The organism is Streptomyces sp. NBC_00454, from assembly GCF_041434015.1.
Classification (GTDB): Bacteria; Actinomycetota; Actinomycetes; order Streptomycetales; family Streptomycetaceae; genus Streptomyces.
Map to the genome: position 1 here is coordinate 4,972,431 of NZ_CP107907.1, position 22,771 is coordinate 4,995,201.

21 protein-coding genes are annotated in these 22,771 nt (G+C 70.2%); 8 read left to right on the forward strand and 13 right to left on the reverse strand.

Annotation, left to right across the window (positions count from 1 at the left end; genetic code table 11):
- Nucleotides 1–39 precede the first annotated feature (39 nt).
- The 6 genes from OHU74_RS23150 to OHU74_RS23175 all read right to left on the reverse strand — a co-directional run bounded on the left by OHU74_RS23150 (nucleotide 40) and on the right by OHU74_RS23175 (nucleotide 5,980).
- On the reverse strand, nucleotides 40–954 hold the full coding sequence (locus OHU74_RS23150) for a hypothetical protein (RefSeq protein WP_371617659.1): 915 nt from the start codon (nucleotides 952–954) through the stop codon (nucleotides 40–42).
- A complete protein-coding gene (locus tag OHU74_RS23155; protein ID WP_371619776.1) occupies nucleotides 951–2,840 on the reverse strand; it encodes an alpha/beta hydrolase in 1,890 nt (629 codons plus the stop codon). Before OHU74_RS23155 ends, OHU74_RS23150 begins: the two co-directional genes overlap by 4 nt.
- A gap of 10 nt (nucleotides 2,841–2,850) precedes the next feature.
- On the reverse strand, nucleotides 2,851–3,291 hold the full coding sequence (locus OHU74_RS23160) for a hypothetical protein (protein ID WP_371617660.1): 441 nt from the start codon (nucleotides 3,289–3,291) through the stop codon (nucleotides 2,851–2,853).
- A gap of 101 nt (nucleotides 3,292–3,392) precedes the next feature.
- Nucleotides 3,393–4,133, reverse strand: coding sequence for an SDR family NAD(P)-dependent oxidoreductase (locus OHU74_RS23165; protein WP_371617661.1), 741 nt, complete (start codon nucleotides 4,131–4,133; stop codon nucleotides 3,393–3,395).
- A 125-nt stretch (nucleotides 4,134–4,258) separates the two neighbouring features.
- Nucleotides 4,259–5,260, reverse strand: a complete 1,002-nt coding sequence (locus tag OHU74_RS23170) for an SGNH/GDSL hydrolase family protein (protein WP_371617662.1) — start codon at nucleotides 5,258–5,260, stop codon at nucleotides 4,259–4,261.
- Nucleotides 5,261–5,395: 135 nt separating this feature from the next.
- Entirely contained in the window at nucleotides 5,396–5,980 is a 585-nt protein-coding gene (locus OHU74_RS23175) for a TetR/AcrR family transcriptional regulator (protein ID WP_330298321.1), read from the reverse strand.
- Nucleotides 5,981–6,103: 123 nt separating this feature from the next.
- Between OHU74_RS23175 and OHU74_RS23180 the strand changes: the two genes are divergently transcribed.
- The gene (locus OHU74_RS23180; RefSeq protein WP_371617663.1) at nucleotides 6,104–7,690 is read left to right on the forward strand and encodes an MDR family MFS transporter; all 1,587 of its coding nucleotides are present in this window, start codon (nucleotides 6,104–6,106) and stop codon (nucleotides 7,688–7,690) included.
- Nucleotides 7,691–8,055: 365 nt separating this feature from the next.
- Complete coding sequence (locus OHU74_RS23185; RefSeq protein ID WP_371617664.1) at nucleotides 8,056–8,883, forward strand: polysaccharide deacetylase family protein; 828 nt, start codon at nucleotides 8,056–8,058, stop codon at nucleotides 8,881–8,883.
- A 42-nt stretch (nucleotides 8,884–8,925) separates the two neighbouring features.
- Here OHU74_RS23185 and OHU74_RS23190 read toward each other — a convergent pair whose 3' ends face one another.
- The gene (locus tag OHU74_RS23190; protein ID WP_371617665.1) at nucleotides 8,926–10,065 is read right to left on the reverse strand and encodes a serine hydrolase domain-containing protein; all 1,140 of its coding nucleotides are present in this window, start codon (nucleotides 10,063–10,065) and stop codon (nucleotides 8,926–8,928) included.
- Between the two features lie 174 nt (nucleotides 10,066–10,239).
- Here OHU74_RS23190 and OHU74_RS23195 point away from each other — a divergent pair, with 174 nt between their 5' ends.
- Nucleotides 10,240–10,875, forward strand: a complete 636-nt coding sequence (locus OHU74_RS23195) for a hypothetical protein (protein WP_371617666.1) — start codon at nucleotides 10,240–10,242, stop codon at nucleotides 10,873–10,875.
- A 250-nt stretch (nucleotides 10,876–11,125) separates the two neighbouring features.
- On the opposite strand, the gene OHU74_RS23200 is transcribed toward OHU74_RS23195, so the two are convergent.
- The 4 genes from OHU74_RS23200 to mgrA all read right to left on the reverse strand — a co-directional run bounded on the left by OHU74_RS23200 (nucleotide 11,126) and on the right by mgrA (nucleotide 15,159).
- Nucleotides 11,126–12,409 (reverse strand): extracellular solute-binding protein, encoded by a 1,284-nt coding sequence (locus OHU74_RS23200; RefSeq protein WP_371617667.1) that lies wholly within the window; start codon nucleotides 12,407–12,409, stop codon nucleotides 11,126–11,128.
- 289 nt (nucleotides 12,410–12,698) lie between these two features.
- Nucleotides 12,699–13,316 (reverse strand): SMI1/KNR4 family protein, encoded by a 618-nt coding sequence (locus OHU74_RS23205; RefSeq protein WP_371617668.1) that lies wholly within the window; start codon nucleotides 13,314–13,316, stop codon nucleotides 12,699–12,701.
- Nucleotides 13,317–13,375: 59 nt separating this feature from the next.
- Entirely contained in the window at nucleotides 13,376–13,786 is a 411-nt protein-coding gene (locus OHU74_RS23210) for a DUF192 domain-containing protein (protein WP_371617669.1), read from the reverse strand.
- A 335-nt stretch (nucleotides 13,787–14,121) separates the two neighbouring features.
- Nucleotides 14,122–15,159: an L-glyceraldehyde 3-phosphate reductase gene (gene mgrA, locus OHU74_RS23215; protein ID WP_371617670.1), complete on the reverse strand. Its 1,038-nt coding sequence runs from the start codon at nucleotides 15,157–15,159 to the stop codon at nucleotides 14,122–14,124.
- A 128-nt stretch (nucleotides 15,160–15,287) separates the two neighbouring features.
- Between mgrA and OHU74_RS23220 the strand changes: the two genes are divergently transcribed.
- From OHU74_RS23220 to OHU74_RS23235, 4 genes are all read left to right on the forward strand, one after another.
- Nucleotides 15,288–16,061: an isoprenyl transferase gene (locus tag OHU74_RS23220; RefSeq protein ID WP_330298328.1), complete on the forward strand. Its 774-nt coding sequence runs from the start codon at nucleotides 15,288–15,290 to the stop codon at nucleotides 16,059–16,061.
- A gap of 417 nt (nucleotides 16,062–16,478) precedes the next feature.
- Nucleotides 16,479–17,795, forward strand: a complete 1,317-nt coding sequence (locus OHU74_RS23225) for a PhoH family protein (protein WP_371617671.1) — start codon at nucleotides 16,479–16,481, stop codon at nucleotides 17,793–17,795.
- Between the two features lie 392 nt (nucleotides 17,796–18,187).
- Nucleotides 18,188–18,907 (forward strand): transglycosylase SLT domain-containing protein, encoded by a 720-nt coding sequence (locus tag OHU74_RS23230; RefSeq protein WP_371617672.1) that lies wholly within the window; start codon nucleotides 18,188–18,190, stop codon nucleotides 18,905–18,907.
- A gap of 149 nt (nucleotides 18,908–19,056) precedes the next feature.
- A complete protein-coding gene (locus tag OHU74_RS23235) occupies nucleotides 19,057–20,445 on the forward strand; it encodes an AI-2E family transporter (protein WP_371617673.1) in 1,389 nt (462 codons plus the stop codon).
- A gap of 115 nt (nucleotides 20,446–20,560) precedes the next feature.
- Here the strand turns inward: OHU74_RS23235 and OHU74_RS23240 are convergent, their stop codons facing one another.
- Nucleotides 20,561–21,097, reverse strand: coding sequence for an alkyl hydroperoxide reductase (locus tag OHU74_RS23240; RefSeq protein WP_371617674.1), 537 nt, complete (start codon nucleotides 21,095–21,097; stop codon nucleotides 20,561–20,563).
- A 3-nt stretch (nucleotides 21,098–21,100) separates the two neighbouring features.
- Nucleotides 21,101–21,655, reverse strand: coding sequence for a peroxiredoxin (locus OHU74_RS23245; protein ID WP_330298332.1), 555 nt, complete (start codon nucleotides 21,653–21,655; stop codon nucleotides 21,101–21,103).
- A gap of 135 nt (nucleotides 21,656–21,790) precedes the next feature.
- On the opposite strand from OHU74_RS23245, the gene OHU74_RS23250 reads away from it, so the two are divergent.
- The gene (locus tag OHU74_RS23250) at nucleotides 21,791–22,756 is read left to right on the forward strand and encodes a hydrogen peroxide-inducible genes activator (RefSeq protein ID WP_371617675.1); all 966 of its coding nucleotides are present in this window, start codon (nucleotides 21,791–21,793) and stop codon (nucleotides 22,754–22,756) included.
- Nucleotides 22,757–22,771 lie beyond the last annotated feature (15 nt).

Genomic DNA, 22,771 nt, shown 5'->3' on the forward strand with positions numbered 1-22,771 from the left:
ACGGTCATTTCCTCATCCCCGCCCCCGCGCGGCCGGCGCTCAGGCCTCGGCGCGGAGCACCGGAACCGCCGGGCCGGTGACGCCGACCTGGAGGGCGCCGTCCGGTGCGGAGACCAGCTGGGCGACGACCTCGTCCGCCGGGTGGAGGGCGACCAGCCGCCCGGGGGCGGTGCGCACGCGCCAGTCCGCCTGCGTGAGGTACTCCCGGGTCCGCGCGAAGGCCCGCGCCGCCCGGTCGGCGGGCAGCGGCTCGGTCGCCCAGGCGTGGTGGACGTAGGTGGCGCCGCCGTCCTCGACCGTACGCAGCTGCGCGCCGACCGTCGCGGAGTGCGGGACGCGCAGGGCGTCGTAGATCCGGCTGGAATGGGCCAGGACCCGCTGCTCGGAAGCCTCGTCCGCCGTGACCGAGGACAGGCCCTGCGCGGAGGGGGAAGGGCTGCCGTCCGCGGTCTTCGGGACGTAGCAGGGGGAGGTGACGATGATGTAGGCGACTCCGTCACCCGTGGCCGGGTCCGTGACGCTGTTGCTCATCGTCATCCAGTAGTCGTCGGACACCGTGCGCATGTGGACGCTGGTGCGCGGGTCCGACCAGTCCCCATCGGAAGAGCCGTCCTGGAACTTGTAGCCCAAGGCGACCCACGCGTCCCGGACCTGGCGGACGAGCTGCCGCCCGGCGGAGCCCGGGACCCCCTCGAAGCGGTAGCTGACGTGTACTTGCTTGCGGTCGGTGTCACCCGAGTCCGCGAGGCAGGTGTCGGCGCCGTAGCGGCCGTCCTGCTTCGGCGTGGGCTTCGGCGACATGGCGGCCAGGGCCTGCTGGACCAGTTCTTCCGCGCGTGCGACTGCCTGCTGATCGTCCATCGTGACCTTCTCCTGGTTTCCCGATCCTCCGCAGGCCGCCAGGGCCAGGACGAGTCCCGCCACCACGACGGACAGTCTTGCGCACACGGTCATTTCTTTATCCCTGTCACGATGTCCGCCAGGTTTCCGAGCGGTTTGGGCTCCCAGTACTGGGAGTGCGCCGGGGCGCCGTTCAACCCGAGCTCCTTGCCCGGCGGAACGTCGAACGTCCGCCCGCCGAAGTTGTCCGTGGTCGGGTCGGTCCCGTAGAGGATCGTGTGGTCGTCTATGAGGTCGAGGAAGCCCCCCGGGTTCAGAATCGGGTTCAGCGCGCCGATGACCTCGCTCGTGGAGGGCGCCAGGTTGATGGGGTCGTTTTCGGCGGTCGCCGCCCACACGTGGTCCGGAGGGATGCCCAGGTCCTTGGCGTGGTCCACACCGACGCCCGGGCTGCCCACGAAGATGACGTTGTCCACGGGGAGGTCGGGGTGAGCGGCCAGCGCCTGCCCGGCGACGAGGGTGCCGTAGCTGTGGCCCAGGACGGTGGAGTTCACCGGTCCGCCGGTGTGCGCGGTGTCGATTCCGGTGAGGAACCGGCCGAGCGGATCCTTCGCGTCGTTGGCGTAGCTGTCGCTCGTGGCGTCCGTGAGGATGCTCTGAGGGGCGTCGTAGCCGAGCCAGAGGAGCGAGGCGGTCTGGTGGGAGGGATCCGAGAAGGCCGCGGCCCTCTGGAGGTCCTCGGCCCGTCCGATGTCCCCGCCGATGTTCGACAGCTTCGCCCCCGTCCCCGGTACGTACGTCACCACGTTGTCCGCGGTGTCCGGGTTGCCGATGGAGACGATGGCCTTGCCGAGCTTGCTGTTGTCGAAGCCCAGCAGGTAGCCCTCGGGTAGGCCGGGCTTGGGGGAGGTCAGCCGCTGCTGGATCTGGTCCATGCCCTTCAGGCGGCCGTCCAGCTCCTTCTGCTTGTCGTTCCAGTCCTTCCAGGCCTTGGACTCGATCTGCGCGCCCTTGACCTCGCGGCCGGTGATCGGGCTGATGTAGGGCTCGTAGCGCGGCGGTTCCTTCGCGCGCAGCGCGGCCAGGTCCGTCTGGACCGTGCCGTGGGTCTCGGCGAGGACCACGCGGTTCGCCGTGTCGCGGATCTCCGAGGGGATGCCGTCCAGGGCGCCGACGCTCGCCGGGTAGAGCGAGACGTACTCGTCGCGCCGCTCCTGGTCGAGGCCGTTCCACCAGGCGGTGTTCTCGGCGGGGGACTTGCCGTGCGGGATGTCCGAGTCCTTGAGGTACGAACCGGCCGCGTCGCGGGTGTGCTGGAGGTCCTTGGCCGCGTCTGCCCAGACGGCGTCGTCGACCTTCAGGCCGCGTTCGGCCTTGAGCTCGGAGAGGACCGTGCGGTAGCGGGTGTCTATCTCCGCCGCCGCGCGGACGGCGGAGGCGATGTGGTCCGCGATGGCCTCGGCCTTGGCCTTGTTCGGGTTGGTCTCCAGGAACGACCCGTGGTTGCCGCCGGGGAACAGCGGCCCCTGCTGGCTCGGCAGCAGCGGCCCGCCGCTCGGACCGGGGAACAGTGCGGGGCCCTTCGGGGCGGCAGCCGTGCCCCCCTCGGGAAGCTTCGCGGACGGGCTGGTCGGGGGTCCGGCGATCGGCGGGTAGGACACCGAGCCGTCCTGGTGCACGGTGAAGCCGAGGGCGTCGGCGTCATGGAGGGCGGAGTTCAGGCGGCTGCGCGGTTCGGCCACGTCGCTGGCGAAGCCGTTCAGAGCGGTACGGATGAGACCGCACTCGGCGTGTATGTACTGGTAGTTGCGGGCCAGCCGGGCCAGGTCGCCCAGGGCGGCGTCGGCCGTCGCGCCCTGCTGGCTGTTGCGGAGCTTGCCGAGCATCTCGTTCTCGACGCGCTCCTTGGCCGCGTAGGCGCGGCTGCCGACATCGCCCCAGCCGTCGGCGGCCTGCTCGAACTCTATGAGCTTGAGGTCCTTGAGGTGCTGCCAGGTCATCACGGGGCCGTCACTGCTCCTTGCCGGGGTGCACGCCGTCGAATCCGGCCTTGACCCGGTGGTCGACCTCGCCGAACTCCTTGCCCGCGGTCCTCAAGGAGGCCTCCATGCGGGTGCACTCGGCGCGGACGTCCTCCAGCCGTTCCTTCCAGGAGGTGCGGACCTCGCCGAGGATCGCCGGGAGCATGAAGCCTTCGAGGGTGGCCACGACGCCCTCGTGCGAGGTCTCCAGCCGGGTCACGGCCGCGTTGGTGGCACCGGTCAGCTCCCCCGACACCCCGGCCGCGGTGGTCCAGGGGCCCTGATGAACGTCCAGACCGTCGCCGCCGCCACCCCCGCCGTCGCCCGGCGCGGAGGCCGACGCCAGGGTCATCTGCGCGCCGGAATCCGATCCCGGCCCGGAACTGGGCCCGGGCCCGAACAGCTTCTCCCACTCAGGGCTGAGCCCCATGTATGCGTCCCCCACCCCTAGGTCGTCTCTTCCCGATCAAGCACGTCATCGTATGCGCTTGCGAAGACCGAACAAGGGGGTGTCGATCATTTCGCGCCCCGTCAGCGGGTGGTCCAGCCGCCGTCGAGGATCAGGTTGGCGCCGGTCATGTTCGAGGACATGTCCGAGGCCAGGAAGAGCGCCGCCGAGGCGACCTCGTCCGGTCGGCCGAGCCGCCCGAGGAGGGTGCGGGCCTCGAAGTCCCGGCGCATGGCCTCCGGATCCGGGCTGGAGCGGAAGACGTCCTCCAGTAGCTCGGTGGAAATCGGCCCCGGGCACAGGGCGTTGATCCGGATGCCCGCCTTCGCGTGGTCGATGGCGGTGGCCTTCGTCAGCTGGATCACCCCGCCCTTGGAGGCGCAGTACGCCGCCACGCCCGCGTCACCGACCACGCCGAGCTCGGAGGCCAGGTTGACGATGACCCCGCCGCCCCGGGCGGCCATGACCGGAACGGCGTGCTTGGAGCAGAGGAACACCCCGCGCATGTTCACCGACATCAGCCGGTCCCACTCCTCGACGGTGGTGTCGAGGATGGTCTTCGCGAATTCGATCCCGGCGTTGTTGACCAGGATGTCCACCCCGCCGTGTTCCGCGACGGTGTGGGCGATCAGCGCCCGGACCTCGGCCTCGTCGCTGACGTCCGCGCGGAGGTAGAACGCGCCTGCCTCCTCGGCCTCGGCCGTCGCGTCCAGGACGTCCGACATGACCACGGTCGCCCCCTCCTTGGCGAACCGCTCCGCGATGGCGAGCCCGAGCCCGCGCTTGGCTCCGGTGACGATGGCGGTCTTTCCGGCGAGCAGCATGTCGTTCAGCCTCAGCCTTCTCCGTGTTTCCGATTCCGATCGTGCTTCCTCGCTGTGCCCCTTCCCCTCCCCCTCCCCCCTCCCTTCCCCCCGCCCCGCCCCCAGCCCCCCCGTTCACTCCCCCCTCAGCCCCTCCTCGCCCCCAGCCCGGCCAGCGCCTCCGTGACGCGGTCCGCCTGGTGGGTGGCGCCGCGGAGGTTGGGGTGCAGGACGGTGCAGGCCTCGCCGCGGGCCGGGATGGATCGGCAGAGCTCGGAGGGCGGGTCGCTCTGGTCGCCCGGTCCGGTCAGGCTGTCCTTGATCCCGTACATCCAGCGCTGTTCACCCGTCGCGCAGACCCCGTGGCCGGTGCTGGAGGCGTACGTGTCCACGTACGCCGCGCCGCTCCGCCGGGCCTGGTCCCGCAGGAGGGTGTTGACCCGGCGCTCCAGGGTGTCGAGCCAGGGCATGTCCCCCTTGGTGACCGTGCCGAGCTGGTTCCAGGAGCCCCAGCCGCAGCCCGCGGCCTGGTCCACGACGGCCGGGTATCCGACGACCGCGACTCCGGCGCGCGGGGCGCGCGTGCGGATCTCCTTCAGCAGGGCCGCGAAGTCGGCCTCCAGTGCGGCGAACCGGGAATCGAGCCTGGAGGCGGCCTCGCCCCGCGTGTAGTGGTCGGTGCACGGGGTCCCCGTCCCGAAGGAGACCAGCCCCTGCTTCACGCAGGTCTCGACGATCTCGGCGAACCCCACGGAGTTGCCGCCGGCGCCGACCGTGACGAGATCGGTGCTCGCGGAAACGGCCCTGATCTGGGCAGGCTTGGCGGCCCAGCCGCCCGGAGGGGCCACGGACGGCGGCCCCTTGAGCTCGGACTGTGGCCCCAGCAGCCCGGCCCCGACCTCCGCGGCCGAGCAGGTGACATCGGTGAGCTTCAACTTCAGCCGCCGCGCGGCCTGGTGGGGATAGTCCTGCTCGGAGCGGCCGCAGCCGTCGGTGTTCCAGGGGCGTACCCAGGAGGCGGCGCTGTACGAGTCCCCGAGGGCCACGTAGGAGAGGGGTGCCGCCGGGGCCGGTGCCCGAGGTGCGAGGGCGGTGGCGAAGAGGGCCGCCGCGGCGGCGGTGGCGAGGGTCAGGGCGAGACGTGTCATGACGGTGCCTTCGGCTCGGGCGCCGCGACCTGTCCGCAGCGCACATCACCAAAAGTAGCCGACTTGACTACGGAGAGTAATAATCCCAGGTCCCAGTTCCCTCCATCGAGTGAACGGGAGGGTCCCGGGCCGCGCCTACAGGTGCTGGTGGGCCTGGGTGATCAGGTCCGTGGCGACCTCCAGGGCGGCCTGGCGGGTCTCCTCCGGGTCGCCCTCGACGTGCTGGAGGAACATCATTCCGGCGTGCAGGGTGAACAGGGCGCTCACGCACCGGACCTGGTCGGTCAGGGGGGCGTCCTCCTGACCCGTGCGCAACAGCTCCACCAGCGCGAAGAGCCGCTTCTTGACCGTCTCGCCGATGCTCAGCTCCCGCAGGGAGGCCTGGTTCTCCTGCATGAAGCGGTACAGCGAGGCGCCGCCGGCCATCGCCTCGCTGTAGCGGCGCAGCACCTCGCGCTTCATCTCCAGCGTGCGCGGCTGCTCCTCCGCCCACTGGATCAGCTCGTCGATGGGCCTGGTCAGGTCCTCGAACAGGCTGATGATGATGTCTTCCTTGGTCTTGAAGTGGTAGTACAGCGCCGCCTTCGTGACCTCCAGTCGCTCCGCGATTTCGCGCAGCGAAGTCTTCTCGTACCCCTGCTCGGCGAAGAGCTCCAGAGCGACGTCCTGGATGCGCTGCCGCGTGTTGCCGCGACGCTGCTGCGGACTGCTGCTGGACATGGCTCTCCCCAAACTACTTACTTGACGCCCGGCTAGTTACGGGTCTACCTTCCCCAGTGTAGTGAACTAGCCGGGCGGCAAGTAAGTGCCAGGGCCGGTGCGGGTGCGCCAGGGGAGTGGAACATGGTGGAGATGACGAAAACGGCGGAGACCTCGGAGGAGGTGAAGCCGCGCAGCGTACGGGTCGTCCTGATGGCCCTCATGATCGCGATGCTGCTGGCCATGCTCGACAACATGATCATCGGCACCGCCATGCCCACGATCGTCGGCGAGCTCGGCGGCCTGGAACACCTCTCCTGGGTGGTCACCGCGTACACGCTGGCCACCGCGGCCTCCACCCCCATCTGGGGCAAGATCGGCGACATGTACGGGCGGAAGGGCTCCTTCCTCACCTCGATCGTCATCTTCCTGATCGGCTCGGCGCTCAGCGGCATGGCCCAGGACATGGGCCAGCTCATCGGCTTCCGCGCGATCCAGGGCCTCGGCGCCGGCGGTCTGATGGTCGGCGTCATGGCGATCATCGGCGACCTGATCCCGCCCCGTGAGCGCGGCAAGTACCAGGGCATGATGGCCGGCGTGATGGCCCTCGCCATGATCGGCGGACCGCTGGTCGGCGGCACCATCACCGACCACATGGGCTGGCGCTGGTCCTTCTACATCAACCTGCCGCTCGGCATCGTGGCCCTCGCCATGGTGACCGCAGTGCTGCACCTCCCCAAGAAGAAGACGCAGGGGAAGATCGACTACCTCGGCGCGGCGCTGCTGACCATCGCGATCACCTCCACCGTCCTCGTCACCACCTGGGGCGGCACCGAGTACGCCTGGGGCTCCGCCGAGATCATCGGCCTGATCGTCGTCGGCATCGTCTCCATCGCCGGCTTCATCTACGCCGAGACCAAGGCCGCCGAGCCGGTCATGCCGCTGCACATCTTCCGCAGCCGCAACTTCACCCTCATGTCCGTGATCGGCTTCCTGGTCGGCTTCGCGATGTTCGGCGGCGTGCTCTACCTGCCGCTCTTCCAGCAGTCGGTCCAGGGCGCCTCGGCCACCAACTCCGGCCTGCTGCTCCTGCCGATGCTGCTCTCGATGATGGTCGTCTCGCTGGTCGCGGGCCGGGTCACCACCAACAGCGGCAAGTACAAGATCTTCCCGATCATCGGCGGCGCGCTCATGGTCGTCGGGCTCTTCCTGCTCGCCACCATGGACACGGAGACCAGCCGCCTGATGTCCGGCGTGTACATGGCCGTCCTCGGCGCCGGTCTCGGCTTCCTGATGCAGATCACCATGCTGGTCGCGCAGAACAGCGTCGACATGAAGGACATGGGCGTCGCCTCCTCCTCGGCGACCCTCTTCCGTACCCTCGGCGGCTCCTTCGGCGTGGCCCTCATGGGCTCCCTCTTCACCAGCCAGGTCACCAGCACCATGACCGACCGCCTCGGCCCCGCGGCCGCCGTCAAGGCCGGCTCGGCCCAACTGGACGCGGCGAGCCTGGCGAAGCTCCCCGAGGTCGTCCGCGACGCCTACCAGCACGCGGTGGCCGCCGGTACGCACTCCGCGTTCCTCCTCGGTGCGGGGATCGCCGTACTGGGCTTCGTGGCCGCCTGGTTCGTCAAGGAGGTCCCGCTGCGGGGCGCGGGTCCCGCCGGTGCCTCTGGTGGTGGCGCGGAGAAGGACGCCCCTGCTGCGCAGGCGGCTTCGCTCGCGCACTGACCCCTGGTGGGGGTGGGCCGCTCGCGGCCCGCAGCCTGCACGTGAACGACGGGCCCGGCCCGGTGGATGAACGGATCCGCCGGGCCGGGCCCTTGTCGTGCGTGGCCGCTGCGCGGGGCCTTCCCCCACCCCGCCCTCCCGCAGTAAGGATGCCCCGTCGCCCCCGGTTTCAGCCGGGACGGAAATCGGGACGATCAAGGACCAAAGTCCTACAACGTGGAATTTATGGGCCATTCGGCTGGAACCCCGCCCCGCCCACCGACGTCCTGACCAGTGCACGGAGGTACTCCCGGCCGTGTCCGGGAGTACCTCCGTGCGGCGGATGTCGGATGTCGGATGGGGAGTTGAGACAGCTCATGGGGTTCATGGCGCGCACACACATGAAGGACGTACGGGCCCGGGTCGCCGTCGGCGCGGCCGCCGCGGCGGTGGCCGCCACGATCTGGGGAGTGACGACGGTCGTCGACCCGGGCCACGACACCCGCCACCAGAACGTCTCCCGGCAGTCGGACGATCCCGCGAAGGGCGGCGACACCGCCGACCCCGCGGCGCCCGGAAACCCGGTGGGGAAGGTCCCCGACGGCATAGCCCACGCGTCGGAGAGCGGCGGCGACGCGGTCAACATCACCATCGACGACGGCCCCGACCCCACGTGGACCCCGAAGGTGCTCGCCGTACTGAAGAAGTACGACGTGAAGGCCACCTTCTGCATGATCGGCCCGCAGGCCAAGGACCACCCGGACCTGGTCAAGAAGGTGGTCGCGGACGGCCACCGGCTCTGCGACCACACCATGGACCACAACACGGCGATGGACCACAAGCCCTTCGCGTACCAGCAGCAGCAGATCCTCGACGCGAAGAAGATGATCGAGGAGGCCGCGGGCGGCGGGGCCAAGGTGCAGTACTACCGGGCCCCCGGCGGCGCGTTCACCCCCGAGAGCCGGGCCCTGGCCGCCGCCAACGGCATGCGGCCGCTCGGCTGGAACATCGACAGCAAGGACTTCAGCAAGCCGGGCGCCGCAGCCATCGTCAACACCGTCAAGTCCGAGCTGGGCAACGGCCCGACGGTCCTCTTCCACGACGGCGGCGGAAACCGCGCGCAGACCGTCGACGCCCTCGACCAGGTCCTGGCCTGGCTGAAGGACCAGGGCCGGCCCACCGGTTTCCCGGTGGTCACCGGCCCCAGCGCCTGAGACGGTGACAGTGACCGAGACGGTGACAGTGACCGAGACGGTTTAGGCCTCCCGCGCCGCCTTCAGGACCGCCGCCGTCAGGGGGCCGTTCTCCGCGGCCGCCCCGCCCGGGTGGGCGAAACGGCGGCGGGTGTACCCGTACGCCACGCCCGTCTCCGGGTCGGCGAAGCCCAGGCCGCCCGATGCGCCCTGGTGGCCGAAGGCGGCCGGGCCGACCGCCGGCTGGCGTTCGAAGCCCAGCGCGAAGTGGTCGCCGTCCGCCGTCACCCGGTCCGGGCCCAGCTCCGCCCCGTGCGGCCGGGCCACCTCGGCGGCCGTCGCCGGGCTCAGCAGCGCGGGCCGGCCCGCCAGCCCGGAGATCGCCGCCGCGTACATCCCCGCGACGCCCCGGGCGGAGCCGATCCCGCCGCCCGAGGCCGGGCCGAGGGCCCGTACGCGGGGGTGGTTGGCGAAGGCGACCAGGTCCATCGGCGGATCGCGGTGGAAGTTGAACGCCACCGCCAGCAGCTCCGGCGGGGCCGGTTCCCCGGCGCTCGCGGCCAACTGCTCGGGCGTCGGGGCCATCTCCAGGACCGGCCGCCAGCGCTCCCCGAGCGCCTCGGGCAGCCCCATGTACAGGTCCAGCCCGAACGGTGCGCGGATCCGCTCCTCGTACACCTCCTGCAGTCGGCGCCCCGTCGCCCGGCGCACCACCTCGCCGGTCAGCGCGCCGATCACGAAGGCGTGGTAGCCGTACGCCGTCCCCGGCTCCCAGTACGGCCGCTGCCCGGCCAGCCGCGCCGCGATCAGCGCGTCGTCGGCCATCTCCTCGTAGCCGAAGCCCTCGTCGACATTGATCAGCCCGGCCTGGTGCGCGACCAGCTGCCGCACCGTCAGCCGCTCCTTGCCGCCCCCGGTGAACTCCGGCCAGTACGCCCGTACCGGCCGGTCCAGGTCCAGGGCGCCGTCCTGCGCGAGCAGCGCCACCACCAGGTGGGCCGCGCCCTTGGTGACCGAGAAGATCCCGCTCAGGGTGTCCGCACCGGTGTCCTCGCCCGCCCACAGGTCGACCACGCGCCGCCCCCGGTGGTGGACGGCCAACTGCGCCTCGGGCGAGATCCCTTCGGCCGCCACGAAGCTCTCGAACTCCTCGCGCACCGGCTCCCAGCCGGCCGCCACCGTTCCGTTCACGTCCACAGCCATCGTCTTCCCCCTGATGCGCGCCGTGCGCGCGTGCTCGCCCGCGTACGCCCTCTGCGCGTACGTGTTCTCCGGACTCGCCAACGCGCAGTTGATCAGGTGATATTCCGGATCCCGTACGGGTGAAAGCGCGCCCGGCCTCGTTCCGGCCCGCCGCGGGGCCCCGTTGGTCCGGGCATGAAGCGCACCCGCACCGCAGCTCTGGCCCTCGCCACCGTCGCGGCGGCCCTCGCCCCGGTCCTCGGCCAGGGCGCCGCCACCGCCGCCGCCGGCGGCACGGAGTCGTACCTCCAGGATCCGAGCGGAGGCGAGAAGGCGATGAAGTCGATGTGGACCAAGGACGACATGCACAAGCTGGAAGCGCAGTTCCGCTTCCAGCCCGGCATCCAGTACGAGACCGTCACCCGTCGCGGCCCCAAGGGCGCCGAGGACTACCCGCGCAAGGTCGCCGACCCGAAGACCCTCCGCTGGGAGCCGGGGTACGAGTTCGCGTGGTCGGTATCGGATTCGCAGGGCGTGAAGAAGGTGCTGACGACGAAGGACGGCAAGCACCCGATCGTGCTGCACGCGGTGCTGCGCGACGCGAAGCGCGCCAAGGCCGCGGAGATGGACCAGGAGCTCACGGACCGGCCCGCCACGGGCCGTACGAAGGTTCCCGGCGGCAAGCGCATCGCCTGCGACACCGGCAAGTACACGGTGGAGTGGTCGCTCACCCGCACCGGCTACGGCACCCTCAAGGGCTCCCTGGCCTGGGACTCCAGCTGCGAGCAGTACCGCACGGCCTTCACCCCGCAGAACCAGGGCGCCAGCTAGCGCGTTCACCGCACTGGGCGCGCCGGGTCCCCGGAGGAGATCGGCCGGCCGCCCCGGCACCTTGTGGGTGCTCGGCGGGCGACGTGGCCGCGGCCCTGGATCGAGGGCCGTACAGCCATGATGCCGCGCGGGGTGGGCTGCGGCAGGGGGCGAAAGTCCTTTGTCCGTGAGGACGTTCGGGGTGCTCGGGATGTGCTCGACGTGTGCTCGGGGTGCTCGGGACGTCCGGAGCGCTCGACGAGCGGCCGGGTCAGTGCTTCTTGGTCTCCTCGGTCGCCTTCGCGGCGATCTCCTCCAGGACGGCCTTCGGGTCGCCGCCCGGGTCCACGGCGCGCCCGATGTTGCGCTTGATGGTGTCGCTGATGGTCACCCAGGACGGGTCGTTGACCGGGTAGAGCTGGGCCACGCGCAGGGCGGACAGGAACTGCTGGTCGTTGTTGTCCATGCCGCCGCCGGCCAGGGTCCGGGAGGCGGTGACGGTGGACGGCAGCAGGTGGTAGCGGCCGGCGAAGTCCGAGAGGTTCTTGTCCTGGTAGACGAAGTCCAGGAACTTGCCGATCTCGGTGCGGTGCCCGTTCTGCTTGAAGGCCATCATCCAGTCGGCCACGCCCACGGTCGGCGGGGCCTCGCCGGGGCTGAGGTTGTTCGAGATGGGCATCGAGACGGTGCCGACCTGGATGCCCTTGGCGCGGGCCTCGTGGGCGAGCGAGGGGTAGCCGTTGAGCATGCCGACCTCGCCGCGGCTGAAGGCGGCGAAGGCGTCGGCCCGGTTGAGCTGGGACGGCGGGACGGGGCCGAGCAGGCCGGGGGTGACCAGGTTGTCCTTGATCCACTTGAAGGTCAGGATGTTCTGGTCGGAGGCCAGGCTGTAGTTGCCGCTGTTGTCGGCGTACCCGCCGCCGTTGCTCAGCTCCCAGATCATCGCCTCGGCGTGCGCCTCCTCCGGGCCCAGGGGCATGGCGTACGGGGTCTTCACGCCCTTGTTCTTGAGCGCGGTGGCGGCGGCCTTGAGGTCCGTCCAGGTCTTGGGGGCGCTGACGCCCGCCTGCTTGAAGAGGCCCTCGTTGTAGAAGAGGAGGCGGCTGCTCGCCACGAAGGGCAGGCCGTAGAGGGTGTTGTGGACGGAGCCGGCGTCGGCGAGCGGGCCGAGGAAGTTCGCCTCCGCGGTGACCGAGAGGAGCTCGTCCGCGGAATAGAGCTTGCCCTGCGCCGCGAAGTCCGAGTAACCGCCCATGAGGGCCATGTCCGGCGCCTTGCCGGACTTGACCATACGGGAGACTTCGCGGTCGATGTCGGCCCACGGGAGCAGGTCCACCTGGACCTTGATGCCCGGGTTGGCGGCGGTGAACTCGGTCGTCATCTTGTCCCAGAACGCCTTGGAACTGTTGGCCGAGTTGTCGCCGTATTCGGCGGCGACGAGGCGGAGGGTACCGCTGTCACCTGCGCCGCCGCCGGAGCCGCCACATCCGGCCAGCGGTATCAGCAGTCCTAGGACGACGGCGGTGGCGGACGTGCCGAAGATTCTTCGTCGCACGGGTGTATTCCCCTGATTTTCTTTTGAGTCCCGTTATTACTTATGAGTTGCTCCGGGCTGTGGTGTCCCTCAGTGGCCCGTTGGCCGGAATTCTCTCCTGAGGAAGGGCGGTTGGTTCCATTGGGTCGGCACTTGTGGTCAATGCTCCAAGTGCGGCATTTCCGAATGGTGTTTTCCGATATGTGATCAACAATTCGGACGCGCGTAGACATGCCGAAACGCCCGTTTCCGGCCATGGTGGGCCGCGGAACGGGTTGCGGAACGGGTTGGGGGGTCGGCTTCGGGACCGTCAGTCGGTGAAGTCGCCCGCGTACGGGTCGGGCTCGCCCGTCTCGGGGTTGCGCCCCTCCTGCCAGCGGCGCTGGGCCTTCTGCCAGTGCACGAAGCTGAGGTGGCCGCCGTCCCAGAAGGTGATGCTGACCGGGCTCACGTCGAACTCGTCCGAGCACAGCCGGTACAGGAATTCGCCCATGCCGTACGGGTACACCGCGAAGGAATCGGCGGTGTGCCGGCCGACGACCAGAACGGGCCACAGGTCCGGGTCCGGGTCGGTGGTGAGCCAGCACAGGATGTCGGAGCCGCCCGTGACACCCCAGGCGAGGATCGACTCGGGGTCCACGTCGAAGGCGGCCCGGCCGCCCTCCGCCTCCCAGACCTGGCGGGCGTTGGCCGTCTCCTCAGCCATCTGCGCCGGGTCCCACTGGAGCCCGGGCTTGGGCAGCGGCAGCAGCACGCTCGCCTCGCCGTTGATCGAGCCCGCGCCGAAGCGGCCCATGAAAGCGACGAAATCGGCGGGGAAGCGGCTGCCCCAGACGGCCTCGGCCGCCTGCCAGTCGATGTCCTCGTCGGCTCCGTGCGTCGCCGGCATGATCTGCTCCAGCGCCTTGATGTGCGCGTTCTCGGTCATGCCGCTCCCCTGCCACCCCAGCTCAACCGCCCCAACCTACCGCCGGCGGCGCATGGCGCCTAGCGCGAGTTGAGACGGAGCCGCAGCCGGGACCCCACGCGCAGTCCCCAGCCGGCCATGGCGCCCGCCTCGGCCTCCAGGACGTGCCGGGAGCGCAGCCGCGGCAGGCCGAGCCTGCCGGGGGGCATGGTGGTCAGCGCGATGACCTTCAGATCGCGGTCCAGGTGGGCCACGTCGATGGCGAAGCGCATCCGGAACGTGTGGACGCTCGCGGCCGGGGTGAGCAGCATGGCCCCCTCGATCCCGTCCCGCCCGAGCAGCCCGCGGGTCCGGGCCGCGTACGAGGCCGCGACCTCCAGGGGCACTTCCGCCCCGCCCGCCCCGGCCCCGGCCTCCACCGCCCGCCCATCCGCCGCCGGCTCGACGACCAGCGTGCCCCCACCGTCCCGCCACTGTCCCCTGATCCCCATGGCGGTCAGGCTAGTGCGGTGACCGGGGGAGCGGGGCGGGCGTCAAGGCGGTGCACCGGGGCGGGTCCCCCTTGGGGGCTAAGGCCGCCGGCGACTCGCCCGGGGCCCGCCGCGAGGTTCCGTAGGGCCCCGGACCAGGCCGCACAGGCCTCCCGGGGGTGTTTTCGGCTCACCGGAGCGCGGCCGGGCGGCTCCGGAGCGTAATCATCTCGCGGCAATGCACGCAGCAGGCTTTACGAAGGGTTATGGTGGAACCCCCCCCTCGGGCCGGTCCGTATCCCCCCCACGGACCGGCCCGTTTTTTGTCCCCAGGGGGCCAGGGACAAAGGCGCAGGTCAGCCCCGCTGGGCCCAGATGTTGGCGCCGGGGGTGGTGACCGCGAAGGAGTCGATCTCCTTCAACTCCTGCTCCGTGAGCGCCGCTCCGGACAGCGCGGCCACATTTTCCTCCAGCTGCTTCACGCTCGACGCGCCGATCAGGGCCGACGTCATCCGCTCGTCCCGCAGCACCCAGTTCAGGGCCAGCTGCGCCAGCGACTGCCCGCGCCGCTGCGCGATGTCGTTCAGCCCGTTCAGCCGGCGGACGACCTCGTCCGACAGCAGGTCCGGGTTGAGGGACTTGCCCTGGGTGGCCCGCGAGCCCTCCGGGATGCCCTTGAGGTACTTGCCGGTCAGCAGCCCCTGCGCGAGCGGCACGAAGGAGATGCAGCCCATGCCGGCCTCCTCCAGGGTGTCGAGCAGGCCGTCCTCCTCCGTCCAGCGGTTGATCATGGAGTAGGAGGGCTGGTGGATGAGGGGGCGGACGCCCATCTCGCGCAGGATCCGCGCGGCCTCGGCCGTCTGCTCCGCCGTGTACGAGGACACGCCGACGTACAGCGCCTTGCCCTGCTGGACCGCGGACGCGAGGGCGCCCATGGTCTCCTCCAGCGGGGTCTCGGGGTCGAAGCGGTGGGAGTAGAAGATGTCGACGTAGTCGACGCCCATCCGCTTCAGCGAGGCGTCCAGCGAGCCGAGCAGGTACTTGCGGCTGCCCCACTCCCCGTACGGCCCCTCGTGCATCAGGTAGCCGGCCTTGGTGGAGAGCACCAGCTCCTCGCGGTGGGACGCGAAGTCCTGCGCGAAGATCTTGCCGAAGTTGAGCTCGGCCGAGCCGGGGGGCGGGCCGTAGTTGTTCGCCAGGTCGAAGTGGGTGACGCCGAGGTCGAAGGCCCGGCGCAGGATCGCCCGCTGGGACTCCAGGGACTTGTCGTCGCCGAAGTTGTGCCAGAGGCCCAGCGAGATCGCGGGGAGCTTGAGGCCGCTGCGTCCGGTGCGCCGGTACTCCATGGAGTCGTAGCGCGCGGGCTCTGCCCGATAGGGATTGTTTTCAGTCACGTTGTCCTCCCTATCACGGACTTGTGACAGGACCGAGTTGGGTACCGGATCCCGCCGCGCAGTAATGTGGCGGACCTGGGGGGACCGCATTCCGCATCGGGGGAATCGCTCGGAGGGGCTGGAAGATCTTGAAGCTGCGCGACCTGGTACGCCGTCCTGTGTACAGGCTCTACGCACGCCGGGTGGAAGGCCGCATCGACCATGACGAGACGCCCAAGCACATCGGCGTGATCCTGGACGGGAACCGCCGCTGGGCGAAGGCGTCCGGAGGCACCACGGAACAGGGCCACCAGGCCGGTGCCGACAAGATTTCCGAGATGCTGGGCTGGTGCACCGAGACGGACGTCGAGGTCGTCACCCTGTGGATGCTCTCCACGGACAACCTGGACCGGCCCGAGGTCGAGCTCCGCCCGCTGCTCAACATCATCGAGAACACCGTACGGGGCCTCGCCGCCGACGGCCGCTGGCGCGTCCACCACGTGGGCAACCTCGACATCCTCCCGGCCGGGACGCAGAACGTCCTGAAGGAAGCCGAAGAGGCCACCCACGGAGTCGACGGAATACTGGTCAACGTCGCCGTCGGCTACGGCGGCCGCCAGGAGATCGCCGACGCGGTCCGCTCCCTCCTGCTGGAGCACGCGTCGAAGGGCACCTCCTTCGAGGAGCTCGCCGAGATCCTCGACATCGACCACATCGCGGAGCACCTCTACACGCGCGGCCAGCCCGACCCGGACCTCGTGATCCGCACCAGCGGCGAACAGCGGCTGTCCGGATTCATGCTGTGGCAGAGCGCGCACTCCGAGTACTACTTCTGCGAGGTCTTCTGGCCGGCCTTCCGCAAGGTCGACTTCCTGCGCGCACTGCGCGACTACGCCGCCCGCCACCGGCGCTACGGCAGCTGAACCAGCCGGCAGGAGCCCCCGTACGGCCCCTGACCTGTGGATATCTGAGACCCCCTCGGCACCTCACGGCGCGCCCGGACCCTTCCGCGGCGCGCCGTCCCCGTACCCCCGCGCGCCCCCTCGTGTCCCCGGGAACCCTCCGCGCAGGGCCTTCACCAGGGATTCACCGAGCGTCCGTCATATGCCATGGCATGGCTGGACCCAATCGGGGAATATCCCTTGCAGGTCGACGCCCGATCCACGGGTGTCGAGTCTCAGCGGACGGCATGGGGTCGTCCGCCCGGGAGGCCCTTTGCACCAGGACGCACGTGCGGTTCGCACGGACGGAGTGGAGGGCCGGAAGTCGGCCCGCGCATGGGTGCCGATGACCGGTCCGGTCTTCATGGCCCGACCTCTTCCGAGGGGGTACGTCCTTCCGTGGTGACCAGCACTAAGAGCCGCCTGCCCGACAGGCGGACCTACGTCCTCGACACCAGCGTTCTGCTGGCAGACCCCAACGCGATCACGCGGTTCGAAGAGCACGAGGTCGTGCTCCCGATCGTGGTGATCACCGAGCTGGAGGCAAAGAGGCACCATCCCGAACTCGGCTACTTCGCCCGTCAGGCCCTGCGCCTGCTCGACGACTTCCGGGTTCGCTACGGTCGCCTCGACGCACCCATCCCGCTGGGCGATCTGGGCGGCACCCTGCGTGTCGAGCTCAACCACTCAGACCAGAGCGTCCTGCCGGCCGGCTTCCGATTGGGGGACAACGACTCGCGCATCCTCGCGGTCGCCCGCAATCTCCAGGCCGAGGGATACGACGTCACGGTCGTCTCGAAGGATCTCCCCCTGCGCATCAAGGCCTCCTCCGTGGGGCTGATGGCGGAGGAGTACCGCGCCGAGCTCGCGATCACGGACGCCGGCTGGACCGGCATGAGCGAGCTCGCCCTCTCCGGTGAACAGGTGGACCTCCTCTACAGCGAGGAGCGGCTCTACGTACCGGAGGCCGCGGAACTGCCCGTGCACACCGGACTGGTCATCCAGTCCGAGCGCGGCAAGGCGCTCGGCCGGGTCACGGCCGACGGCAACGTGAAGCTCGTACGGGGCGACCGCGAGGCCTTCGGGCTGCACGGCCGCAGCGCCGAGCAGCGCATCGCGCTCGACCTCCTCCTCGATCCCGAGATCGGGATCATCTCGATGGGCGGCCGAGCCGGCACCGGAAAGTCGGCGCTGGCGCTGTGCGCGGGCCTGGAGGCCGTCCTGGAGCGCAGGCAGCACCAGAAGGTGATGGTCTTCCGGCCGTTGTACGCGGTGGGCGGCCAGGACCTCGGCTACCTGCCCGGGGACGCCTCCGAGAAGATGAGCCCCTGGGCGCAGGCGGTCTTCGACACCCTCTCGGCGGTCGCCGGGCGCGAGGTCATCGAGGAGGTGCTGGGCCGCGGGATGCTCGAAGTCCTGCCGCTGACGCACATCCGGGGACGTTCGCTGCACGACGCCTTCGTGATCGTGGACGAGGCCCAGTCGCTGGAGCGCAATGTCCTGCTGACCGTTCTGTCCCGAATTGGAGCCAATTCGCGGGTGGTTCTCACCCACGACGTGGCCCAGCGGGACAACCTGCGGGTCGGCCGGTACGACGGAGTCGTCGCCGTGGTCGAGAAACTGAAGGGTCATCCGCTCTTCGCGCACATCACGCTGACGCGTTCCGAGCGCTCCCCGATCGCCGCACTGGTCACCGAGATGCTGGAGACGCTGTAATCGGAAAAGGGGTAAAAACCCCATAGCGGGAAGGCGAGTTGGCGCCGCCCGGCAAAGGCCCAGGAGCCTAGCCGGGCGGCGCCTTCGTGCACAGGGCTTTGGTGAAAACAGCGGCGACATGCCAGGTGTGACCTTTCCCACGCAACGGAGAATTGCCCTGCGACGTCGAGGTCCGGCAGAGTCTGTTTTCCGTCAGGCCCCGCATACGGCACACCTGTATCTCCCGTGAGGTACGCGCAGTACTACTAACTCCACAGCCGTTCGCCGTATGCCGCCCGGAGCAACAAGCGGCACTCCCGCAAGGGAGTTGCCCACGGGCCCGCGTCTCCAGTGACCGCACCACCACGGAGGCCAGAGTCGAGGGCACTATTGCGCCCGCTCGGTCACTGCGGATGCTGCTGGAAGGACACCGTGTGAGCCGGATCTCGGTTCGGGGATTCGCTGTGGCTTCGGCCACGGCGGTCACCACCGTCGGCGCAGTCGTGGGCGTTGCCACTGGCGACCCCGCCTCGAACAACCTTGAGACGACCGCGTCGGGGACGACTCTCCTCACTGACATCCCGGTCGGCGACCAGGCCCAGGTCCAGAACGCGTCCCTGACGCAGCAGGCCGACGCCATCGCCCACGCCGCCGACTCCGACGCCAAGCGCTCGGCGGAGGAAGCAGCCCGCGTCCAGGCCGCCCAGGACGCCAAGTCCAAGAAGGCCGACGCGCAGAAGGCCGCCGACGACAAGGCGAAGAAGGAGCGCGAGGAGAAGGAGGAGGTCGCCAGCCGGTCCGCCGCCCGCGACGCCTCCGACTTCGCCGCCCAGAGCTCGTACACGGTCGCCGAGGTCAAGGCCATCGCCCAGCAGATGGTCCCGGCGGGGCAGTTCCAGTGCTTCTCCAACATCATCAACCAGGAATCCACCTGGAACTACAAGGCCGTGAACTCGTCTTCGGGCGCCTACGGTCTCGTCCAGGCGCTCCCCGGTTCGAAGATGGCCTCGGCCGGCGCCGACTGGCGCACCAACCCCGCCACCCAGATCAAGTGGGGTCTGAACTACATGAACGTGCGCTACGGCAGCGCTTGCGGAGCCTGGAGCTTCCACCAGGCCAACGGCTGGTACTAGCCACCGGTCGGCCGCCGGCCCAAGAGATCGCCCGCGCGCCTCAACCCCGAGGAGCCCCGCACCGTCCTACGGTGCGGGGCTCCTCGCGTGTACGGTCTTGCGAGGTGTGTCCGGGCAGAATCGGGTCGGGGCGGGGGGAAGGGAACGACATGGCGAAGACGGCAGGCTGGCTCGGCCGGCTCGGGAACAAGCTGAGCCGGATGGAGGCGAGGCTCGACGAGCGGCGTGCCGAGGTCGAAGCCGAGACCTCCGGGGACCTGCCGGTACATCCCGCGCGCCCCCCGCACCCCCCGGCCCCCGCGTACCCGCCGCCCCCCGTGACCCCTCCGGCCCCGGTCGTGGCCGCGGCCCCCGCCGCCCCCGGCGTTCCCGTGCGCCCCGACCCGGTGACCGTCATCCCGTGGGGCATGCGCGTGGCCGCCGAGGCGAGCTGGCGGCTGCTGCTCCTGGCCGGGATGCTCTGGGTCCTGATGAAGGTGATCAGCGAAGTCCGCCTGGTCGTCCTCGCCTTCGCCGCGGCCCTCCTGGTCACCGCCCTGCTCCAGCCCTTCGTGGTGCGGCTGCGCCGCCTCGGCATGCCGCGGGGCCTGGCCACCGCCGTCACCGCGATCCTGGGCTTCGTGGTCATCGGGCTGGTCGGCTGGTTCGTGGTCTGGCAGGTCATGGACAACCTCGACCAGCTCTCCGACCGCGTCCGCGACGGCATCAACGAGCTCAAACTCTGGGCACTGGACAGTCCGTTCCACGTGACCGAGAAGCAGATCAACGACATCGCGAAGAACCTCAGCGAGACCATCGGCACCAACACCGAGCAGATCACCTCCGCCGGACTGCAGGGCGTGACGGTCCTCGTCGAGGTGCTCACGGGCATGCTGCTCGCGATGTTCTCCACGCTCTTCCTGCTCTACGACGGCAAGCGCATCTGGAACTGGACGCTGGGCCTGCTCCCGTCGAGCGCCCGCCCCGGCGTGGCCGGCGCCGGACCGCGCGCCTGGCGGACCCTGACCGCGTACGTGCGCGGCACGGTCCTCGTCGCGCTCATCGACGCCATCTTCATCGGCCTCGGGCTGTACTTCCTCGACGTGACGATGGCCGTCCCGCTCGCCGTCTTCATCTTCCTGTTCGCCTTCATCCCGCTCGTCGGCGCCGTGGTCTCCGGAGCCCTCGCGGTGGTCGTGGCCCTGGTGACCCAGGGGCCGTTCACCGGGCTGATGGTGCTCCTGGTGGTCCTGGCCGTGCAGCAGATCGAGGGCCACGTACTGCAGCCCTTCATCCTGGGCCGGGCGGTACGGGTGCACCCGCTGGCGGTGGTGCTGTCGGTGGCGGCCGGCGGCATGATCGCGGGCATCGGCGGAGCGGTCGTCGCCGTCCCGCTGGTCGCCGTCACCAATACGGTGGTCGTCTACCTGCGGGCCTACTCCCGCGACCAGCTCCACCACGGCCTCTCCCCGGTCGGCCCCGCCCCGCACGGCGCCACGGCCCTGGGGGTGGCGGTCATCGAGTCGGCGGAGACCCGCAAGGGCGACAAGCGGGGCTGAGCCCGCCACGTACGACAGGGCCCCCGCGGCCGGGAGCGGCTGCGGGGGCCCTGCTGTGCGTTACGGGGCGTGCGTGACGGGGCGTACGTGACGAGGCGTGCGTACGCGGCCGGAACTACTCGCCCGAGAGGGCGGCTTCCGCGTCGAGGGTGACCGCGACGGCCTGGATCACCGAGGCGATCTTGAAGGCCTCCTGGACCGTCTCGCGGTCGACGCCCGCCTTGCGCAGGACCTGCTCGTGCGAGTCCAGGCACTGGCCGCAGCCGTTGATCGCGGAGACCGCGAGCGACCACAGCTCGAAGTCGATCTTCTCCACGCCCGGGTTGCCGATGACGTTCATCCGCAGACCGGCGCGCAGGTTCCCGTACTCCGGGTCGGAGAGCAGGTGGCGGGTGCGGTAGAAGGTGTTGTTCATCGCCATGATCGCGGCGGCGGACTTGGCGGCGTTGTACGCCTCCGGCGACAGGGCCGCCTTCGCGTCCGGCTCCAGCTCACGCAGGACGCGCGGGGAGCGGGCGGCGATCGCGCAGGCGAGCACCGTCCCCCACAGCTGCTGCGACGGGAGGTCGCTGTTGCCGATGACCGAACCCAGGTTGAGCTTCAGGTCCTTGGCGAAGTCAGGTATGGCGGACTTGAGGGAGTCGAGGGACATCGCTCACTCACCGGCCAGCAGCGCGCCGGCGTCCAGGGTGCTCTCGCCCTTGTTCCAGTTGCAGGGGCACAGCTCGTCGGTCTGCAGGGCGTCGAGGACCCGCAGGACCTCCTTGGGGTTCCGGCCGACGGAACCGGCGGTCACCATGGAGAACTGGATCTCGTTGTTCGGGTCCACGATGAAGACCGCGCGCTTGGCGAAGCCGTCCTCGCCCTGGATGCCGCAGTCCTTCATGAGCTCGTGCTTGGAGTCGGCCAGCATCGGGAAGGGCAGGTCACGCAGGTCGGCGTGGTCCTTGCGCCAGGCGTGGTGGACGTACTCGGAGTCGCCGGAAACGCCGAGGATCTGGGCGTCGCGGTCGGCGAACTCCTCGTTCAGCTTGCCGAAGGCGGCGATCTCGGTCGGGCAGACGAAGGTGAAGTCGGCCGGCCAGAAGAACACCACGCGCCACTTGCCCTCGTAGGACTTGTGGTCGATCTGCGCGAACTCGGCTCCGGCCTCCAGCGACACGCAAGCGGTCAGATCGTAGGTGGGGAACTTGTCACCGACAGTGAGCACGCGCTCTCCTTGCGAACGGGAAAGTGACCCTTTTGGGGGCTTTCCAGCGGGGTTGGACGTATCTCACATGCTGACACAGCTGCATTGATTGCGGAAATAGCTAGTCTAGAGACCAGTGATCGGAGGTGGCTATCAGTGGCTGTGGGTAACAGGGGAGCGAGATCGGTGAAGCAGGCGCGGCAGGCGACGCTCGCACAGCTGCGGGCCTTCGCCGCCGTGGCCGAACACCTGCACTTCCGGGACGCGGCCGCCGCCATCGGGATGAGCCAGCCCGCCCTCTCGGGGGCCGTCTCCGCCCTGGAGGAGGCGCTCGGGGTGCAGCTGCTGGAGCGCACCACGCGCAAGGTGCTGCTCTCGCCCGCCGGGGAGCGGATCGCGGTCCGGGCCCGGGCCGTGCTCGACGCCATGGGTGGGCTGCTGGAAGAGGCCGAGGCCGTACGGGCACCCTTCACCGGGGTGCTGAGGCTCGGGGTGATCCCCACCGTGGCCCCGTACCTGCTGCCGACCGTGCTCGGGCTCTTCCGCAGGCGCTACCCGCGCCTCGACCTCCAGGTGCACGAGGAGCAGACGGCCTCGCTGCTGGAGGGGCTGGCCGGCGGCCGGCTCGACCTGCTGCTCCTCGCCGTGCCGCTCGGGGTCCCCGGGGTCACCGAACTGCCGCTCTTCGACGAGGACTTCGTCCTGCTCACGCCGCGCGAGCACCCGCTCGCCGACCGCCGGGACATCCCGCACGAGGAACTGCGCGGACTGCAGCTGCTCCTCCTCGACGAGGGGCACTGCCTGCGCGACCAGGCCCTCGACATCTGCCACGACGCCGGACGCACCGCCGGGGCGGACGTCACCACCACCGCCGCCGGGCTGTCCACCCTCGTACAACTGGTCGCCGGGGGCCTCGGCGTCACACTGTTGCCGCGCACCGCACTGCGGCTGGAGACGGCCCGCAACGAGCATCTGGCCACCGGGTACTTCGCCGAGCCCGCGCCCTCGCGGCGGATCGCGCTGGCGATGCGGACGGGAACGGCCCGCGAGGCGGAGTTCCGTGCCGTCGCCGACGCGCTGCGCGAAGCCGTACGCCCGCTCCCCGTCTGGCTGACGGACTGAGAGCGGGCGTACGGG

What these genes read in the sequence shown, in the direction of transcription:
- OHU74_RS23150 (WP_371617659.1), bottom strand. Translation starts at nt 954, where the DNA reads ATGACCGTGTGCGCAAGACTGTCCGTCGTGGTGGCGGGACTCGTCCTG.
- OHU74_RS23155 (WP_371619776.1), bottom strand. Translation starts at nt 2,840, where the DNA reads ATGACCTGGCAGCACCTCAAGGACCTCAAGCTCATAGAGTTCGAGCAG.
- OHU74_RS23160 (WP_371617660.1), bottom strand. Translation starts at nt 3,291, where the DNA reads ATGGGGCTCAGCCCTGAGTGGGAGAAGCTGTTCGGGCCCGGGCCCAGT.
- OHU74_RS23165 (WP_371617661.1), bottom strand. Translation starts at nt 4,133, where the DNA reads ATGCTGCTCGCCGGAAAGACCGCCATCGTCACCGGAGCCAAGCGCGGG.
- OHU74_RS23170 (WP_371617662.1), bottom strand. Translation starts at nt 5,260, where the DNA reads ATGACACGTCTCGCCCTGACCCTCGCCACCGCCGCCGCGGCGGCCCTC.
- OHU74_RS23175 (WP_330298321.1), bottom strand. Translation starts at nt 5,980, where the DNA reads ATGTCCAGCAGCAGTCCGCAGCAGCGTCGCGGCAACACGCGGCAGCGC.
- OHU74_RS23180 (WP_371617663.1), top strand. Translation starts at nt 6,104, where the DNA reads ATGGTGGAGATGACGAAAACGGCGGAGACCTCGGAGGAGGTGAAGCCG.
- OHU74_RS23185 (WP_371617664.1), top strand. Translation starts at nt 8,056, where the DNA reads ATGGCGCGCACACACATGAAGGACGTACGGGCCCGGGTCGCCGTCGGC.
- OHU74_RS23190 (WP_371617665.1), bottom strand. Translation starts at nt 10,065, where the DNA reads ATGGCTGTGGACGTGAACGGAACGGTGGCGGCCGGCTGGGAGCCGGTG.
- OHU74_RS23195 (WP_371617666.1), top strand. Translation starts at nt 10,240, where the DNA reads ATGAAGCGCACCCGCACCGCAGCTCTGGCCCTCGCCACCGTCGCGGCG.
- OHU74_RS23205 (WP_371617668.1), bottom strand. Translation starts at nt 13,316, where the DNA reads ATGACCGAGAACGCGCACATCAAGGCGCTGGAGCAGATCATGCCGGCG.
- OHU74_RS23210 (WP_371617669.1), bottom strand. Translation starts at nt 13,786, where the DNA reads ATGGGGATCAGGGGACAGTGGCGGGACGGTGGGGGCACGCTGGTCGTC.
- OHU74_RS23230 (WP_371617672.1), top strand. Translation starts at nt 18,188, where the DNA reads ATGCTGCTGGAAGGACACCGTGTGAGCCGGATCTCGGTTCGGGGATTC.
- OHU74_RS23235 (WP_371617673.1), top strand. Translation starts at nt 19,057, where the DNA reads ATGGCGAAGACGGCAGGCTGGCTCGGCCGGCTCGGGAACAAGCTGAGC.
- OHU74_RS23240 (WP_371617674.1), bottom strand. Translation starts at nt 21,097, where the DNA reads ATGTCCCTCGACTCCCTCAAGTCCGCCATACCTGACTTCGCCAAGGAC.